Here is a 17,188-nt window from a genome sequence, read left to right as displayed (position 1 = left end):
AGTGGATTATAAAGATGAAAGGTAAAATTGGGATATTTTAAATGAAACATTTTTTTCTGGTATCGGAGAGATAAGATTTAGTAGTTATCTATTGTCTCTATGTGTAGGATTAGCCCCTCTTTTTTATATATATGTCATAGGTTTGGAAATGAGTTTTGTGAAGATAGTATTATCTATTTTGGGAGTCATATTTGTATGTATTTTAACTATTACTCGAATTTATAGGAGATTTTTCTATAATTCACTAGAATAGTATGGATTAGTTAATCAATTGGAACGATTATTCTTTGTGATACTATACCACTTTTAAGTTTTTACATTAAACAACTGGCTGAAGTGAAAGTTGTTTAATTTAGAAAGGAGAAACATTAAATTGAAATACAAATTCTTACTTTTCGACCTCGACAACACTCTTCTTGATTTTGATGCTGCTGAGGATGTGGCTTTGACGCAACTTCTAAAAGAAGAAGGGGTTGCAGATATTCAGGCCTACAAAGACTTTTACGTTCCCATGAACAAGGCTCTCTGGAAGGACTTGGAGCAAAAGAAAATTAGTAAACAAGAGCTGGTTAACACGCGCTTTTCTCGTTTATTTGCTCACTTTGGACAGGAAAAAGACGGTAGTTTTCTAGCCCAGCGTTACCAATTTTACCTTGCCCAACAGGGGCAAACTTTTTCAGGTGCTCATGAACTTTTAGATAGCCTCATCGAGCGTGATTATGAGCTGTACGCTGCGACAAATGGCATTACTGCCATTCAGACAGGACGTTTGGCTCAATCGGGTCTGGCACCATATTTCAATCAAGTCTTTATCTCTGAACAGCTGCAAACACAAAAACCTGATGCTCTCTTTTATGAAAAGATTGGTCAACAGATTGCTGACTTTAGTAAAGAAAAGACGCTGATGATTGGAGATTCCCTAACCGCCGACATTCAAGGTGGCAATAATGCTGGGATTGATACGATTTGGTACAATCCTCATCACCTCGAAAATCCCCACAAGCCCAGCCAACCTACGAAGTCCATTCTTATCAAGACTTGCTGGATTGTTTAGATAAACTGTAAAAAGTGGTTTAGATAGCCACTTTTTGCTATAATAGAGGCAGTAAAAATGAAGGAGTCGGCTATGGAACATTCGTCTTGGCATGCTTTGATTAAGGCGCAATTACCTGAGGGTTATTTTGGGAAAATCAATCAGTTTATGAATCAGGTCTATGCTCAGGGGACTATTTATCCACCCAAGGAAAAGGTTTTTCAAGCTCTCTTGACAACACCGCTTGAAGAAGTTAAGGTGGTGATTCTAGGACAGGATCCCTATCACGGGCCAGGTCAAGCGCAGGGCTTGAGTTTTTCTGTACCTGACTCTATTCCAGCTCCGCCATCCTTGCAAAATATCTTGAAAGAATTGTCAGATGATATCGGGGTTAAGAAATCTCATGATTTGACAGCTTGGGCTGAGCAAGGAGTCTTGCTTCTTAATGCTTGTTTGACTGTTCCTGCTGGACAAGCCAATGGTCATGCTGGTCAGATATGGGAGCTTTTTACAGATGCTGTGATTCAGGTGGTCAATCATCTAGATAGACCAGTCGTTTTTGTACTCTGGGGAGCTTATGCACGTAAGAAGAAGGCCTTAGTTACCAATCCTCATCACTTGATTATCGAATCAGCCCATCCCAGTCCTTTGTCAGTTTATAGAGGATTTTGGGGTTCCAAGCCTTTTTCCAAGGTAAATACATTCTTAAAAGAAACAGGACAAGAGCCAATCGATTGGCTTAGATAAGGAGAAAATATGCCTCAGTTAGCGACGATTTGCTACATTGATAACGGGAAAGAATTGCTTATGCTCCATCGTAATAAGAAACCCAATGATGTCCATGAAGGGAAATGGATTGGTGTGGGTGGTAAGCTAGAGCGAGGAGAGACGCCTCAGGAATGCGCTGCGCGTGAAATCCTCGAAGAGACAGGACTGAAAGCCAAGCCAGTTCTAAAAGGTGTCATCACTTTTCCTGAATTTACACCAGATTTAGACTGGTACACCTATGTTTTTAAGGTGACAGAGTTTGAAGGGGACTTGATTGACTGCAATGAGGGGACGCTGGAATGGGTTCCCTATGATGAAGTTTTGAGCAAGCCAACTTGGGAAGGGGATCACACCTTTGTTGAGTGGCTTTTAGAGGATAAACCCTTCTTTTCAGCCAAGTTTGTTTATGATGGGGATAAATTGTTGGATACCCAAGTTGATTTCTATGAATAAAGGAGAAAGCAGATGCTACTAATCAAAAACGGTCGTGTAATGGATCCCAAGTCTGGTTTGGATCAAGTGTGTGATGTTCTAGTCCAAGATGGGAAAATTGTCAAAATTGATCCGGAAATCACGGAAGAAGGAGCAGAAATCTTAGAGGCTAGTGGTCTTGTGGTTGCTCCTGGCTTGGTCGATATTCATGTGCATTTCCGTGAACCTGGTCAGACCCACAAGGAAGATATCCATACGGGTGCCCTAGCAGCCGCTGCAGGTGGTTTTACAACTGTCGTCATGATGGCTAATACTAGTCCAACTATCTCGGATATAGAGACTTTGCAAGAAGTTCTCCAGTCAGCTGCCAAAGAGAAAATTAATGTCAAGACGGTTGCGACCATTACTAAGAATTTTAATGGGCAAGATTTGACTGACTTTAAAGCACTCTTAGAAGCTGGTGCGGTTGGTTTCTCAGACGACGGTATCCCACTTGAAAGCAGTAAAGTTGTCAAGGAAGCCATGGAGGAAGCTAAAAAGCTTAATACCTTTATTAGTCTTCATGAGGAAGATCCAGGTTTGAATGGAATTCTTGGCTTTAACGAAAATATTGCTAAAGAACATTTCCATATCTGCGGTGCGACTGGGGTGGCTGAGTATGCTATGATGGCGCGTGATGTCATGATTGCCTATGCAACCAAAGCCCATGTTCATATTCAGCATTTGTCTAAGGAAGAAAGTGTTAAAGTAGTGGAGTTTGCTCAAGGATTGGGAGTGCAAGTAACAGCAGAAGTAGCGCCACAGCATTTCTCCAAGACCGAAGCGCTCCTTTTGACACAAGGAAGCAATGCTAAGATGAATCCTCCTCTTCGTTTGGAATCAGATCGTCGTGCCGTGATTGAAGGTCTCAAGTCAGGTGTCATCACAGTTATTGCGACTGATCATGCGCCTCATCATGCAGATGAAAAAAATGTTGAGGATATTACCAAAGCGCCATCTGGTATGACTGGTTTGGAAACATCCCTATCTCTTGGCTTGACCTATTTGGTGGAAGCTGGTGAGTTGAGCTTGATGGAATTACTCGAAAAGATGACATACAACCCAGCCAAGCTTTACAATTTTGAAGCAGGTTACTTGGCTGAGAATGCTCCAGCAGACATCACTATTTTTGATGCTAAGGCTGACCGCCTTGTGGACTCCCATTTTGCTTCCAAAGCAGCTAATTCACCATTCATCGGTGAAACCTTAAAAGGGCAGGTTAAATACACCATCTGTAAGGGACAAATCGTCTATCAAGCTTGATAGGAGTTGGCATATGAATTATTTTCGAAAACGTAGGGAGAGACAAGCAAAATCTAATAGCGGAATTTACTGTCCCGCATCTAATCGTTCTAAAATTCAATATGAAACTAAAGAAAAAGCTGATCATGCGGTTCAATATGATAATGGAGGTTTAGTTAGAAGCTATTATTGTCGTACATGTGCGTGTTGGCATACTACTTCAAAATCTAATAACCCTCCGATAAGTTTGAAAAACTATGGTCTGAAACTCTTTGGTTTAGATAAATCAGAATAGAAAGAGAAGTATGTATAAGACAAAGTGTTTACGAGAGAAGTTAGTATTATTTTTAAAAATTTTCTTCCCAATCCTGATCTACCAATTTGCCAATTATTCTGCCTCTTTTGTTGACACTGCAATGACAGGTCAATACAATACTATGGATTTGGCTGGTGTGTCTATGGCAACCAGTATCTGGAATCCTTTCTTTACATTCCTAACAGGAATTGTGTCGGCCTTGGTGCCCATCATTGGTCACCATCTTGGTCGAGGCAAACAGGAAGAAGTTGCATCTGATTTTTACCAGTTCATCTATCTGGCCTTGGGTCTATCTGTGGTCTTGCTGGGACTGGTAGTTTTCCTGGCACCACCCGTTTTAAATCATATCGGACTAGAAGTACCAGTGGCAGCAGTAGCGGTTCGCTATCTCTGGTTTTTATCTATCGGGATTATCCCCTTGTTGCTCTTTAGTGTCATTCGTTCCTTGCTGGATTCGCTGGGCTTGACCAAACTGTCTATGTATCTCATGCTTTTGTTACTTCCTCTCAATAGTGGATTTAACTATCTTTTGATTTACGGGGCCTTTGGTGTTCCAGAACTGGGAGGTGCTGGTGCTGGTTTAGGGACTTCTTTGGCCTACTGGGTCTTGTTGGGAATTTCTGTTCTGGTTTTATTTAAACAGGAGAAGCTCAAAGACTTACACCTTGAGAAAAGAATTCCACTTAATATGGATAAAATCAAGGAAGGAGTTCGTTTAGGTCTGCCTATTGGGGGGACTGTCTTCGCGGAAGTAGCTATCTTTTCCGTGGTTGGCTTGATTATGGCTAAGTTCTCGTCCTTGATTATCGCTAGCCACCAGTCAGCCATGAACTTTTCAAGTCTCATGTACGCCTTTCCTATGAGTATCTCATCGGCTATGGCGATAGTCGTGTCTTATGAAGTGGGAGCCAAGCGATTTGATGATGCGAAAACCTATATTGGTCTAGGAAGATGGACAGCCCTTATTTTTGCGGCCTTCACCTTATCTTTCCTTTACATTTTTAGGGGAAATGTGGCTAGTCTTTATGGGAACGATCCAGAATTTATCGATTTGACAGCACGCTTTTTAACTTATAGTCTTTTCTTCCAGTTAGCAGATACTTTTGCGGCACCGCTCCAGGGAATTTTACGGGGCTATAAGGATACAGTTATTCCTTTTTACCTTGGTTTGGTTGGTTACTGGGGGGTGACACTCCCAGTAGCTATGGTATTCGACTCTCTAACAGATTTTGGAGCTTATTCTTACTGGATTGGTTTGATTATTAGTCTAATCGTGAGTGGGGCGCTCTACCGTTGGCGTTTAACGGTGATTATGAAGAGATTTGAATCTTTAGCAAAATATAAATGATAAAAAGTTTGTGAAAAAATATTCTTAGCAAGAAAATCCCTTATTCCTATAGGGTTTTCTTTTTTATTTTGTGAAATTTTCTTTAGAAAAACTTTGACGGTATTTTCCAAAAACGGTAAAATAGTAAGGTAAGAAGAAAGTTAGAAAGGCAAAAAGATGTCAACTTTAGATAAAAATAGAAAATCTAATTTTGGGGGTATTTTATAATTCTTAATTTAGGCTTTTTTAGTATCAAAAGATGTTTCATAAAATATAGACTCAATCTTTCAACTTAATCCTATTTATTACTTACTATCTACAATAAAATTGAAAAGGATGGAAAAAAGGTTGCATTTATGATATAATTTATTTTAAAGACCTTATTAGAAATCTTGAAAGAGTATTGAAAACTTAGAATGAGAAAAATTGTTATCAATGGTGGATTACCACTACAAGGTGAAATCACTATTAGTGGTGCTAAAAATAGTGTTGTGGCCTTAATTCCGGCTATTATCTTGGCTGATGATGAGGTGACTTTGGATTGTGTTCCAGATATTTCGGATGTAGCGAGTCTTGTCGAAATTATGGAATTGATGGGAGCTACTGTTAAGCGTTATGATGATGTCTTGGAGATTGATCCAAGAGGTGTTCAAAATATTCCAATGCCTTATGGTAAAATTAACAGTCTTCGTGCATCTTACTATTTTTATGGGAGCCTCTTAGGCCGTTTTGGTGAAGCGACAGTTGGTCTACCGGGAGGATGTGATCTTGGTCCTCGTCCGATTGACCTACACCTTAAGGCTTTTGAAGCTATGGGTGCCACTGTTAGTTACGAGGGAGATAACATGAAGTTATCTGCTAAAGATACAGGACTTCATGGTGCAAGTATTTACATGGATACGGTTAGTGTAGGGGCAACGATCAATACGATGATTGCTGCGGTTAAAGCGAATGGTCGTACTATTATTGAAAATGCAGCCCGTGAACCTGAGATTATTGATGTTGCAACTCTCTTGAATAATATGGGTGCCCACATCCGTGGGGCAGGAACTAATATCATCATTATTGATGGTGTTGAAAGATTACATGGAACGCGTCATCAGGTGATTCCAGACCGCATTGAAGCTGGAACATATATATCTTTAGCTGCTGCAGTTGGTAAAGGAATTCGTATCAATAATGTTCTTTACGAACACCTGGAAGGATTTATTGCTAAGTTGGAAGAAATGGGAGTGAGAATGACTGTATCTGAAGACAGCATTTTTGTCGAGGAACAGTCTAATTTGAAAGCAATCAATATTAAGACAGCTCCTTACCCAGGCTTTGCAACTGATTTGCAACAACCGCTTACCCCACTTTTACTAAGAGCGAATGGTCGTGGTACAATTGTTGATACGATTTACGAAAAACGTGTAAATCATGTTTTTGAACTAGCAAAGATGGATGCGGACATTTCGACAACAAATGGTCATATTTTGTACACGGGTGGACGTAATTTGCGTGGAGCCAGTGTTAAAGCGACCGACTTAAGAGCGGGTGCAGCTTTGGTTATTGCTGGTTTGATGGCCGAGGGACAAACTGAAATTACCAATATCGAGTTTATCTTACGTGGTTATTCTGATATTATTGAAAAATTACGTAATCTAGGAGCGAATATTACACTTGTTGAGGATTAAACCGTAGAGGTGTTTATGAATATTTGGACCAAATTAGCAATGTTTTCTTTTTTTGAAACGGATCGCTTGTATTTGCGTCCTTTCTTTTTTAGTGATAGTCAAGACTTCCATGAGATAGCCTCAAATCCTGAAAATTTACAATTTATTTTCCCGACTCAGGCAAGTCTGGAAGAGAGTCAATATGCGTTGGCCAATTACTTTATGAAGTCCCCTTTGGGAGTATGGGCTATTTGTGACCAGAAAACTGAAAAAATGATTGGTTCTGTTAAGTTTGAAAAGTTAGATGAAATCAAAAAAGAAGCTGAGCTTGGCTATTTTTTGAGAAAAGATGCTTGGTCGCAAGGATTTATGACAGAGGTTGTTAGAAAAATTTGTCAACTTTCTTTTGAAGAATTTGGCTTAAAACAATTATCCATCATTACCCACCTTGAAAATGAAGCTAGTCAACGGGTTGCCCTTAAGTCTGGATTTCGATTGATTCGTCAGTTTAAAGGAAGTGATCGCTATACAAGGAAAATGCGGGATTATCTTGAGTTTCGCTTTGTAAAGGGAGAAGTTAATGAGTAAACACCAAGAAATTCTAAGCTATTTGGAAGAATTACCCGTTGGTAAAAGGGTCAGTGTTCGTAGTATTTCAAATCATCTGGGAGTCAGTGATGGAACGGCTTATCGCGCTATCAAGGAAGCTGAAAACCGTGGAATTGTAGAGACTCGTCCAAGAAGTGGTACTATACGTGTTAAATCCCAGAAAGTTGCTATCGAAAGATTAACTTTTGCTGAGATAGCAGAAGTGACTTCTTCTGAGGTTCTGGCTGGGCAAGAAGGTTTAGAGAGAGAATTTAGTAAGTTTTCAATCGGTGCTATGACCGAACAAAATATTTTGTCTTACCTTCATGATGGGGGACTCTTGATTGTTGGAGACCGTACCCGTATCCAACTGTTAGCACTTGAAAATGAAAATGCCGTTCTGGTTACAGGGGGATTTCAGATTCATGATGATGTTCTTAAACTGGCCAATCAAAAAGGAATTCCAGTTTTAAGAAGCAAACATGACACTTTCACTGTCGCGACCATGATCAATAAAGCCCTGTCAAATGTCCAAATCAAGACTGATATTCTGACAGTTGAGAAACTTTACCGTCCGAGTCATGAGTATGGTTTTCTAAGAGAAACCGATACAGTCAAAGATTATTTGGATTTGGTTCGTAAGAATCGTAGCAGTCGTTTCCCAGTCGTTAATCAACACCAAGTGGTTGTTGGGCTTGTTACTATGCGTGACGCAGGAGACAAGTCTCCCAGCACGACGATTGACAAGGTGATGACGCGCAGTATCTTCGTAACAGGGTTAGCGACCAATATTGCCAATGTGAGTCAACGAATGATAGCAGAAGACTTTGAAATGGTACCGGTTGTCCGAAGCAATCAAACTTTACTTGGCGTTGTAACTAGACGAGATGTCATGGAGAAGATGAGCCGTTCTCAAGTTTCTGCTCTACCAACTTTTTCTGAGCAGATTGGTCAAAAACTCGCTTATCACCATGATGAAGTCGTCATTACAGTGGAACCCTTTATGCTTGAGAAAAACGGAGTTTTAGCTAACGGTGTATTGGCGGAGATACTGACTCACATGACCCAAGATTTAGTTGTGAATAGTGGTCGCAATCTCATCATCGAGCAAATGCTGATCTACTTTTTGCAGGCTGTTCAGATAGATGATATACTGCGCATTCAAGCACGCATTATCCACCATACTAGACGATCAGCTATTATTGATTACGATATTTATCATGGTCATCAGATTGTTTCAAAAGCAAATGTGACCGTTAAAATTAATTAGAAACTAGGAGAAAAGATGATAACATTAAAATCAGCTCGTGAAATCGAAGCTATGGACAAGGCTGGTGATTTTCTAGCAAGTATTCATATCGGCTTACGTGATTTGATTAAGCCTGGCGTAGATATGTGGGAAGTTGAAGAATATGTCCGCCGTCGTTGTAAGGAAGAAAATTTCCTTCCGCTTCAGATTGGGGTTGACGGTGCCATGATGGACTATCCTTATGCTACCTGCTGCTCTCTTAATGATGAAGTAGCTCACGCTTTCCCTCGTCATTATATCTTAAAAGATGGCGATTTGCTCAAGGTTGATATGGTTTTGGGAGGTCCTATTGCTAAATCTGACCTGAATGTCTCAAAATTAAACTTCAACAATGTTGAACAAATGAAGAAATACACTCATAGCTATTCTGGTGGTTTAGCAGACTCATGTTGGGCTTATGCTGTAGGTACACCGTCCAAAGAAGTCAAAAACTTGATGGATGTAACCAAAGAAGCTATGTACAAGGGGATTGAACAAGCTGTTGTTGGAAATCGTATCGGTGATATCGGTGCGGCAATTCAAGAATATGCTGAAAGTCGTGGTTACGGTGTAGTGCGTGATTTGGTTGGTCATGGTGTTGGCCCAACTATGCACGAAGAACCAATGGTTCCTAACTATGGTATTGCAGGTCGTGGACTCCGTCTTCGTGAAGGAATGGTCTTAACCATTGAACCAATGATCAATACAGGCGATTGGGAAATTGATACAGATATGAAGACTGGTTGGGCGCATAAGACTATTGACGGTGGACTATCTTGTCAATATGAGCACCAATTCGTAATTACGAAAGATGGACCTGTTATCTTGACTAGTCAAGGTGAAGAAGGGACTTATTAAAATAAGTAAAAGTAGATTGAAGAAAAAGTGGCTCTTTGGACAATTTTCGGAGAGCCGTTTTTTTTATTTGCTGAGTCTAGGATAGGTCTTTCTGGTGAAAGATGGTGAGATGAAGAGTCTTGCATGAATGTTATATAAATTTAAAATTTCTGAAAATAATGAAAAATATACTAAATTTACAAATAAGGAGTCTCTAAATCCTTTAAAATAAGCAATGTGCATATATATATATATATATAATTATCGATTTTCTAAAACAAAGTGAGGTTGAAGGAAGGGAACTAAGTTGATATAATGAAGTGTTAGTAAACAATGGGCTTTTTGTCATTTGTTCAAGATGAGAAAAGGTCATGTCTTCCTGTTTTTATTGCGAGTTGATGCCTGCATGAACATGGCTAGAGGAGCAAAGACAGGGTAGAAAGAAAGGAAAAACTATGAAACAGTTTAAAATGAATGAGCGCCAACGCTTTTCTATACGCAAGTTTTCAATTGGAGCAGCCTCAGTCTTGCTAGGGTCTGTCTTTTTTGTGGCTAATCCAGCGACAGAAGTGCAGGCGGCAGAAACGAGTACAGAAGTGATCGCTCAGGATGGAAATGGCAACACTGGGAATCCATCTGTCTTACCGCCATCAGATACAAGCAATCAAAATCTTAACGTAGAACAAGAAGGAGCTAAACCAAACACTCAAGCGACAGAGAGAAAAGAGCAAGACAGCCAAGCTAAAGTTGAGAAAACGAGTACTGAAGGCAACTCTAAATTAGAATTAAATAAAGAGATAGCAGAAAAACAAGATCAACCAAAAACAGATATTGAACTTAGTAGACAACTAAATACTCAGAACTTAGAATCGCTATTAACTGAAATTGATGCCATAAAAACAGAAAACTACACAGAAGAATCAGTAGCAGCCTTAAAAGCAAAAACCGAAGAAGCGAGACAAGTCCTTGCAACGGCGCAAAATCAAACAGAAGTAGATGCAGCCTTTAGAACATTAGTAAGTTATAAAAACACTGGCTTAAAACGTGTTAAGAAGGATGTAGAACCTAAGGCTCCTAAACTTGATACAACAAACGGTAAAGCAACAGTAGGTCTAAAGGCAGAAAATACAGAACCAAACGGTACCAATATCGCAGGGCATAATCATAGCTTAAATGGAACTACTTTTACAGAAGGTAGTGGGTTTAGGGCAGCGTCTACTAGGTGGAGAGCAGAAGCGGATGGAAAAAGAGTATATAATCAAGGAGAGCAACTTAGTCCTTATGATACTTATGTGAATATTAAATTGTATTTTGAGAAATCACAGACTGGAGATAGACCACGTATACAAATTGTGACGACACCAGCAGGGGGAGTGAGATTAGAATCTTCTAATCTTAATAGAGGTGATAGAAAAAAATTTGCTAATGACGGATATTACAGTTATTATTTGCAGGGTAGCATTCCAAAAGAAATGATTGGTAAATACAATCTCTTGATTAATATTAATGAATATCAAGTAGGTGCTAGAACGACTGTAGAATTACCAATCGAAGTTAAACCAACACCGCCTACTTTAGATATACCAGAAGAGAGCGGTAGGTATACAAAAATTGTTGCAAAAACTCTTGAGGGGAGTCATTCGCAAGTTAAATTAAGAATTAACGGAGTAGAAACTGACTGGATAGTGGCGACGAACGGGGAAGTACGATATGAAAACTCTAATGGTTTTAATCCAGGAGATAGAATTGAAGCTAAGGCACGAGCGTATTCAGATAGTCTAACGACAGATGCATATGGGAATTCAGTTAATCCAGAATTTAGCGAAAGTGATTGGAGTACAGTAAAGAGTGTTCCTGACTTACCAATCCCTACAGTGGATAAGACTGGTGCTACGAAAGAGATTAACGACGCTTTCACTACTAAAACAGGTCAAATAGATAGTGATAATGGTTTGACTACTGAAGAAAAAACAGAAGTAAAAGGTTTAGCAGAGACAGCGAAAAATAGTGCCATTACCAAAATAAATGAAGCTCAAACCGAAACGGATTTGAATAACGTTAAAACAGAAGGAATCAGCAATATTCAAAATGTAGCTCTAGCAGGAACAACGAAGAAAGCAAGTGCAGAAACAGAAATTGATAAAGCTGCCCAAAAGAAAAAAGAAGCGATTCAAGCAGATGGCACTTTAACAACAGAAGAAAAAACTGCCGAGACAACAGCCGTTGGTCAAAAGGTAACAGAAGCTAAGCAGAAAATTCAATCAGCTACAAGCAATGCGGATGTGACTACAGCTCAAACAGAAGGCGTAAACGCAATCAATGGAGTAACAACTGCGAACAAGGCTAAGACAAGTGCAGAAACAGAAATTGATAAAGCTGCCCAAAAGAAAAAAGAAGCGATTCAAGCAGATGGCACTTTAACAACAGAAGAAAAAACTGCCGAGACAACAGCCGTTGGTCAAAAGGTAACAGAAGCTAAGCAGAAAATTCAATCAGCTACAAGCAATGCGGATGTGACTACAGCTCAAACAGAAGGCGTAAACGCAATCAATGGAGTAACAACTGCGAACAAGGCTAAGACAAGTGCAATAGAAGCAATCGAAGCTGCTGCATTTGTTAAGAAAACAGAAATTTCGAATCGTTTTGATTTGACAACTGAGGACAAGTCAAGAGCATTGCAACAGGTGGATCAAGAAGCTAAGGATGCTAAGATTGCGGTGGACAAGGGCGTAACAAATAAGGATGTAGAACAGGCAAAAGTGGCAGGAATCGATGCTATCAAGAACATCAATCCACAACCATCTCCACGTCCGCTTCCTACGCCTCAACCTTCTACTCCTACTCAGCCAGATCAAGGAGCTACAGAGACTCCAACAGCTCCATCTGAGCCATCTCCACAACCGTCTCAACCAACTGCTCCTAGTCAACCTACAAGTCCTGCTCCAGCTCCAAGTTCAGCTCCGACTCAAGCTCCTAGAGCGGCAGCAAGTCCTTCAGCTAGCTCAACGAGCACGCAAGCTCCAGCTCAAGAGCAAGTTGACAAGTCTGAACTTCGTGCCTTGACTCAAGAGTTAGACCAACGCTTGAAAGCTTTGGCAACAGTATCTGATCCGAAAATCGATGCAGCCAAGTCTGTCCTCCTAGATGCTCAAAAAGCTCTGGAAGATAGTGCCTTGACAGAGCAAGGTCTGCGTACTGCAGTAGAGTCTGTGAAGGCTGCCTTGGACTCTCTCAAAGATGTGAAAGCAAATGCTAGCGACAGCAAGCATGCACAGGACAAAAAGGATGCCAAACAAGGAACGGAAGATAGTAAGGATTCAGATAAGATGACTGAAACAACCTCAGTTCCAGCAGGAGTGATTGTGGTCAGTCTACTTGCTCTTCTAGGTGTGATTGCCTTCTGGTTGGTTCGCCGTAAGAAAGAGTCAGAAATCCAGCAATTAAGCACGGAATTGACAAAAGTTCTTGGACAGCTAGATGCAGAAAAAGTAGATAAAAAAGTCCTTGCCAAAGCCCAAAACCTTCTTCAAGAAACCCTTGATTTCGTGAAAGAAGAAAATGGCTCAGCAGAGACAGAAGCTAAACTAGTAGAGGAGCTTAAAGCAATCCTTGCCAAACTCAAGTAAAACATGAGTTATGAAATGTCAAATCTAAAAGACGTTTCCGTTCACAAAAGCAGCGACGAGTAACCCTTGTCGTTGCTTTTTGGCTATTTTGTAGGATAAGATCCGCCTTGACTAGCAAAAGAAAAGATTGGTCCAGTAGTGCCAATACGATTTTGCGTAGCAGAAAGCATACAAATTAAATTGAATATAGTAAAATAGGATTAGAAATCTTAAGAAAGTTGGTTCTTTATTGGAAACGCTAGTATTTTCAATCTCCGTTTTTTTAGCAGGGGTCTTGTCCTTCTTTTCTCCCTGTATTTTTCCACTTCTGCCAGTTTATGCTGGAATTTTATTGGATGATCAGGAAAGTGCAAAAAGCTTTTCTTTATTTGGGAGAAAGGTTCTTTGGTCAGGCTTGATTCGAACACTTTGCTTTATCGCAGGTATCTCTCTCATTTTCTTTATTCTAGGCTTTGGTGCAGGTTACTTTGGTAATATTCTCTATGCAAATTGGTTTCGATATGTTATGGGAACAATTATTATCATTTTGGGACTTCACCAGATGGAAATTTTTCATTTTAAGAAATTAGAGGTTCAAAAAAGCTTTACCTTTAAAAAATCAGATTCTAATCGTAATTGGTCAGCTTTTTTACTTGGTATTACCTTTAGCTTTGGTTGGACGCCTTGTATTGGTCCAGTGTTGAGTTCTGTTTTAGCACTTGCGGCTTCTGGAGGCAATGGCGCTTGGCAAGGAGCTATCTATACTCTTATTTACACTCTGGGGATGGCCCTTCCTTTCTTGGTCTTGGCACTAGCTTCTGGTGTAGTGATGCCTTATTTTAGTAAAATCAAACGTCATATGATGTTACTGAAGAAAATTGGTGGTTTCCTTATTATTTTAATGGGAATTTTGTTACTATTAGGACAAGTAAATGTTCTAGCTGGAATTTTTGAATAAAGGAGAAAAAGATGAAAAAAATAATGTTTGCTGGTTTAAGCCTCTTGTCAGTAGTTGTATTGATGGCTTGTGGTGAGGAAGAAACTAAAAAGACTCAAGCACCACAACAATCCCCAAAACAGCAGCAACAAACGCCCGTACAACAAATTGCTGTTGGAAAAGATGCTCCAGACTTCACTTTGCAATCCATGGATGGTAAAGAAGTTAAGTTATCTGATTATAAGGGTAAAAAAGTCTATTTGAAGTTTTGGGCTTCCTGGTGTGGTCCATGTAAGAAAAGTATGCCTGAGTTGATGGAATTAGCTGCGAAACCAGATCGCGATTTTGAAATTCTTAGTGTCATTGCACCAGGAATTCAAGGTGAAAAAACTGTTGAGCAATTCCCACAGTGGTTCCAAGATCAAGGTTATAAGGATATCCCAGTGCTTTATGATACCAAAGCAACCACCTTCCAAGCTTATCAAATTCGAAGCATTCCTACAGAATATTTAATTGATAGCCAAGGAAAGATTGGAAAGATTCAATTTGGTGTCATCAGCAATGCGGATGCAGAAGCAGCTTTTAAAGCAATGAACTAGCATAGATAAAGAGAATCTGATTACAAATTTCATGGTATAATAGATGGTAACCGTAACGTTGCCGTCTTTTTTGTCGGCCAATAGAAAGAGAAGAGAATGTTAAAGAAAAATGATATTGTAGAAGTTGAAATTGTTGATTTGACACATGAAGGCGCAGGAGTTGCCAAGGTGGATGGTTTGGTATTCTTTGTCGAGAATGCTTTACCAAATGAAAAAATCCTCATGCGAGTTCTCAAGGTCAATAAAAAGATTGGCTTTGGGAAAGTTGAAGAATACCTTGTCCAGTCACCATATCGTAATCAAGATCTAGATTTGGCTTACCTGCGTTCAGGAATCGCGGATTTAGGTCATCTTGCCTATCCAGAACAGCTCAAATTTAAAACCAAGCAAGTTAAGGACAGTCTCTACAAGATTGCTGGAATTGCTGATGTAGAAGTTGCTGAAACTTTGGGTATGGAAAATCCAGTCAAGTATCGCAACAAGGCACAGGTTCCTGTTCGTCGAGTGAATGGTGTCTTGGAAACTGGATTTTTCCGTAAGAATTCCCACGACCTCATGCCACTGGAAGATTTCTTTATCCAAGATCCTGTGATTGATGAGGTAGTTGTAGCCCTACGCGACTTGCTCCGTCGTTATGATTTGAAACCTTATGATGAAAAGGAACAAGCTGGCTTGATTCGAAACCTTGTGGTGCGTCGTGGCCACTATTCAGGACAAATTATGGTTATTTTGGTAACAACTCGTCCCAAAGTTTTTCGTGTGGAGCAATTGATTGAACAACTAATCAAGCAGTTCCCAGACATTACGTCTGTTATGCAAAATATCAACGACCAGAACACCAATGCGATTTTTGGTAAGGAATGGCGCACCCTTTATGGACAAGACTATATTACCGACCAGATGTTGGGAAATGACTACCAAATCGCTGGACCAGCCTTTTACCAAGTTAATACAGAAATGGCTGAAAAACTTTATCAAACAGCTATTGACTTTGCTGAATTAAAAGAAGATGATGTGGTTATTGATGCCTATTCTGGTATCGGGACGATTGGTCTTTCTGTTGCGAAATATGTCAAGGAAGTCTATGGTGTTGAAGTCATTCCAGAAGCGGTTGAGAATAGCAAGAAGAATGCTCAACTGAACAATATTTCAAATGCCAACTATGTCTGTGACACAGCTGAAAATACTATGAAAAATTGGCTCAAAGACGGTATTCAACCAACCGTTATCTTGGTTGATCCTCCACGCAAGGGCTTGACAGAAAGCTTTATCAAGGCAAGTAGCCAAACAGGAGCTGATCGCATTGCCTATGTCTCATGTAATGTCGCAACCATGGCACGTGATATCAAACTCTACCAAGAATTGGGATACGAGTTAAAGAAAGTCCAGCCGGTGGATTTGTTTCCTCAAACGCATCATGTTGAGTGTGTGAGTTTGTTAGTGAAACGAAATTAATCCTCAAAAAGTTCATTGAACCTTTTGAGTCTGCCAATGGGATAGCTGTCGTAGAGTAAGAAGTTTACGACGAAACGATAGGGTAACAGCGAACCGCCGAGTATGTAGCCTTTAAATGATGTTTTAAGAAGGTAGAAAAAAGAATTTACTATATCCTAAGGGGAACTAATCAGTATTATATTCTGAAAAATCAATCTACGGATAATTTAGATGAGGTTATAAATGATTATATTAGAGTTATATCAAAATAATTATTCAAAAGATTTAGTCGCATTTGATTCCATAGAAGAGGGGAAAGCCTTTGTAGCTCAAATTCCGGGATACACTCTGGAAACAGAAGATGGTTTTGAAGTGGAGTATTTTAATTCTAAAAACATACCGGATTATATGGAAATTATTTTTAACGGAAATATTGTTCCTTTATCTAAATTTATGTTCGATCCTGAGGAAAATGTAGACATTATTTGGAAAGAGATTTCAAATTTATCCCTCAAAAATGATAGAGTGATCGAAGGATATTCAAAAATTGATGCATATATCGTTAACAACCATGAGGTTAAAGACTATGTCGAAACAAGAGAAGCGAGCTATCGTAAAACAAAAGATTACTTAGAGCGTAATGGATATGAAATCGACAGAAGCTTTTTCGGAAGTGAAGACGGTGAAGCGATTCTTTACAGAAAAAAAGGGAGCGAAGATTGGCACTTCTTGTGTCATTTAGACCCAATGTTTGTAGAAATTGAAGATGTAGAAGAATATGTAAAAGAAGAGGTGGGAGAGATTCAATAGTCAACCAAAGTTCCTTGTGAGTATATACCTTTGCTAGTAAAATCATCAAAACGTTGTAACGAAGGGGGTTAAGAAAATCCTTGAGTGTAAGCCTTTTTCTTGTTTAGAGGGAAAGTATTAGAGTAGCCGCTCATAATTTATACTAGATTTGATAACTTATTTGAGACAGATTTTATTTCTATAAATACTGTGAAAATTTTTTAATACCAAAGATTTAAAGTTACTGTGTTAAAAATCCTCTCCACTTTTAAACTAATGTATTATAAAAGCCAGTTGAC

15 protein-coding genes and 2 pseudogenes are annotated in these 17,188 nt (G+C 39.5%); all 17 read left to right on the top strand.

Annotated features, from left to right (window positions below; genetic code table 11):
• The first annotated feature begins 34 nt into the window (after positions 1 to 34).
• Entirely contained in the window at positions 35 to 253 is a 219-nt protein-coding gene (locus HT685_RS10325; protein ID WP_341774809.1) for a hypothetical protein, read from the top strand.
• Between the two features lie 120 nt (positions 254 to 373).
• Positions 374 to 1,065, top strand: a pseudogene (locus HT685_RS01050) (YjjG family noncanonical pyrimidine nucleotidase).
• Between the two features lie 61 nt (positions 1,066 to 1,126).
• On the top strand, positions 1,127 to 1,780 hold the full coding sequence (locus HT685_RS01045; RefSeq protein ID WP_173227049.1) for a uracil-DNA glycosylase: 654 nt from the start codon (positions 1,127 to 1,129) through the stop codon (positions 1,778 to 1,780).
• A 9-nt stretch (positions 1,781 to 1,789) separates the two neighbouring features.
• Positions 1,790 to 2,254 carry an 8-oxo-dGTP diphosphatase gene (locus tag HT685_RS01040; protein WP_001135768.1) on the top strand — a complete coding sequence of 155 codons (465 nt, stop codon included), beginning with the start codon at positions 1,790 to 1,792 and terminating at the stop codon, positions 2,252 to 2,254.
• Between the two features lie 12 nt (positions 2,255 to 2,266).
• Positions 2,267 to 3,535: a dihydroorotase gene (locus HT685_RS01035; protein ID WP_166731708.1), complete on the top strand. Its 1,269-nt coding sequence runs from the start codon at positions 2,267 to 2,269 to the stop codon at positions 3,533 to 3,535.
• A gap of 13 nt (positions 3,536 to 3,548) precedes the next feature.
• Positions 3,549 to 3,809, top strand: coding sequence for a hypothetical protein (locus HT685_RS01030; RefSeq protein WP_173227051.1), 261 nt, complete (start codon positions 3,549 to 3,551; stop codon positions 3,807 to 3,809).
• Positions 3,810 to 3,819: 10 nt separating this feature from the next.
• Positions 3,820 to 5,178 (top strand): sodium-coupled multidrug efflux MATE transporter PdrM, encoded by a 1,359-nt coding sequence (gene pdrM, locus HT685_RS01025; RefSeq protein WP_173227053.1) that lies wholly within the window; start codon positions 3,820 to 3,822, stop codon positions 5,176 to 5,178.
• Positions 5,179 to 5,573: 395 nt separating this feature from the next.
• A complete protein-coding gene (locus tag HT685_RS01020) occupies positions 5,574 to 6,833 on the top strand; it encodes a UDP-N-acetylglucosamine 1-carboxyvinyltransferase (protein ID WP_173227055.1) in 1,260 nt (419 codons plus the stop codon).
• 15 nt (positions 6,834 to 6,848) lie between these two features.
• A complete protein-coding gene (locus tag HT685_RS01015; protein WP_173227057.1) occupies positions 6,849 to 7,400 on the top strand; it encodes a GNAT family N-acetyltransferase in 552 nt (183 codons plus the stop codon).
• The gene (gene spxR, locus HT685_RS01010) at positions 7,393 to 8,670 is read left to right on the top strand and encodes a CBS-HotDog domain-containing transcription factor SpxR (RefSeq protein ID WP_173227059.1); all 1,278 of its coding nucleotides are present in this window, start codon (positions 7,393 to 7,395) and stop codon (positions 8,668 to 8,670) included. The genes HT685_RS01015 and spxR overlap by 8 nt, the downstream gene beginning before the upstream one ends.
• 15 nt (positions 8,671 to 8,685) lie before the next feature.
• On the top strand, positions 8,686 to 9,546 hold the full coding sequence (locus tag HT685_RS01005) for a methionyl aminopeptidase (RefSeq protein ID WP_173227061.1): 861 nt from the start codon (positions 8,686 to 8,688) through the stop codon (positions 9,544 to 9,546).
• 434 nt (positions 9,547 to 9,980) lie between these two features.
• Positions 9,981 to 12,314: pseudogene (locus HT685_RS10035) on the top strand (DUF1542 domain-containing protein); the annotation flags it as partial.
• A gap of 420 nt (positions 12,315 to 12,734) precedes the next feature.
• The gene (locus tag HT685_RS00985) at positions 12,735 to 13,151 is read left to right on the top strand and encodes a hypothetical protein (RefSeq protein ID WP_173278907.1); all 417 of its coding nucleotides are present in this window, start codon (positions 12,735 to 12,737) and stop codon (positions 13,149 to 13,151) included.
• Between the two features lie 229 nt (positions 13,152 to 13,380).
• Entirely contained in the window at positions 13,381 to 14,088 is a 708-nt protein-coding gene (gene ccdA2 / locus HT685_RS00980) for a thiol-disulfide oxidoreductase-associated membrane protein CcdA2 (protein WP_173227145.1), read from the top strand.
• An 11-nt stretch (positions 14,089 to 14,099) separates the two neighbouring features.
• Positions 14,100 to 14,666, top strand: a complete 567-nt coding sequence (gene sdbB, locus HT685_RS00975) for a thiol-disulfide oxidoreductase-associated lipoprotein SdbB (RefSeq protein WP_173227147.1) — start codon at positions 14,100 to 14,102, stop codon at positions 14,664 to 14,666.
• Positions 14,667 to 14,762: 96 nt separating this feature from the next.
• On the top strand, positions 14,763 to 16,121 hold the full coding sequence (rlmD, locus tag HT685_RS00970) for a 23S rRNA (uracil(1939)-C(5))-methyltransferase RlmD (protein ID WP_173227149.1): 1,359 nt from the start codon (positions 14,763 to 14,765) through the stop codon (positions 16,119 to 16,121).
• Between the two features lie 222 nt (positions 16,122 to 16,343).
• Positions 16,344 to 16,910, top strand: a complete 567-nt coding sequence (locus HT685_RS00965; protein WP_173227151.1) for a hypothetical protein — start codon at positions 16,344 to 16,346, stop codon at positions 16,908 to 16,910.
• Positions 16,911 to 17,188: the final 278 nt, after the last annotated feature.

Source organism: Streptococcus sp. 5004, assembly GCF_013276755.1.
Lineage (GTDB): Bacteria > Bacillota > Bacilli > Lactobacillales > Streptococcaceae > Streptococcus.
The sequence above is the reverse complement of the archived record's forward strand: the minus strand, read 5'-3'. Positions and strand labels throughout refer to the sequence as shown.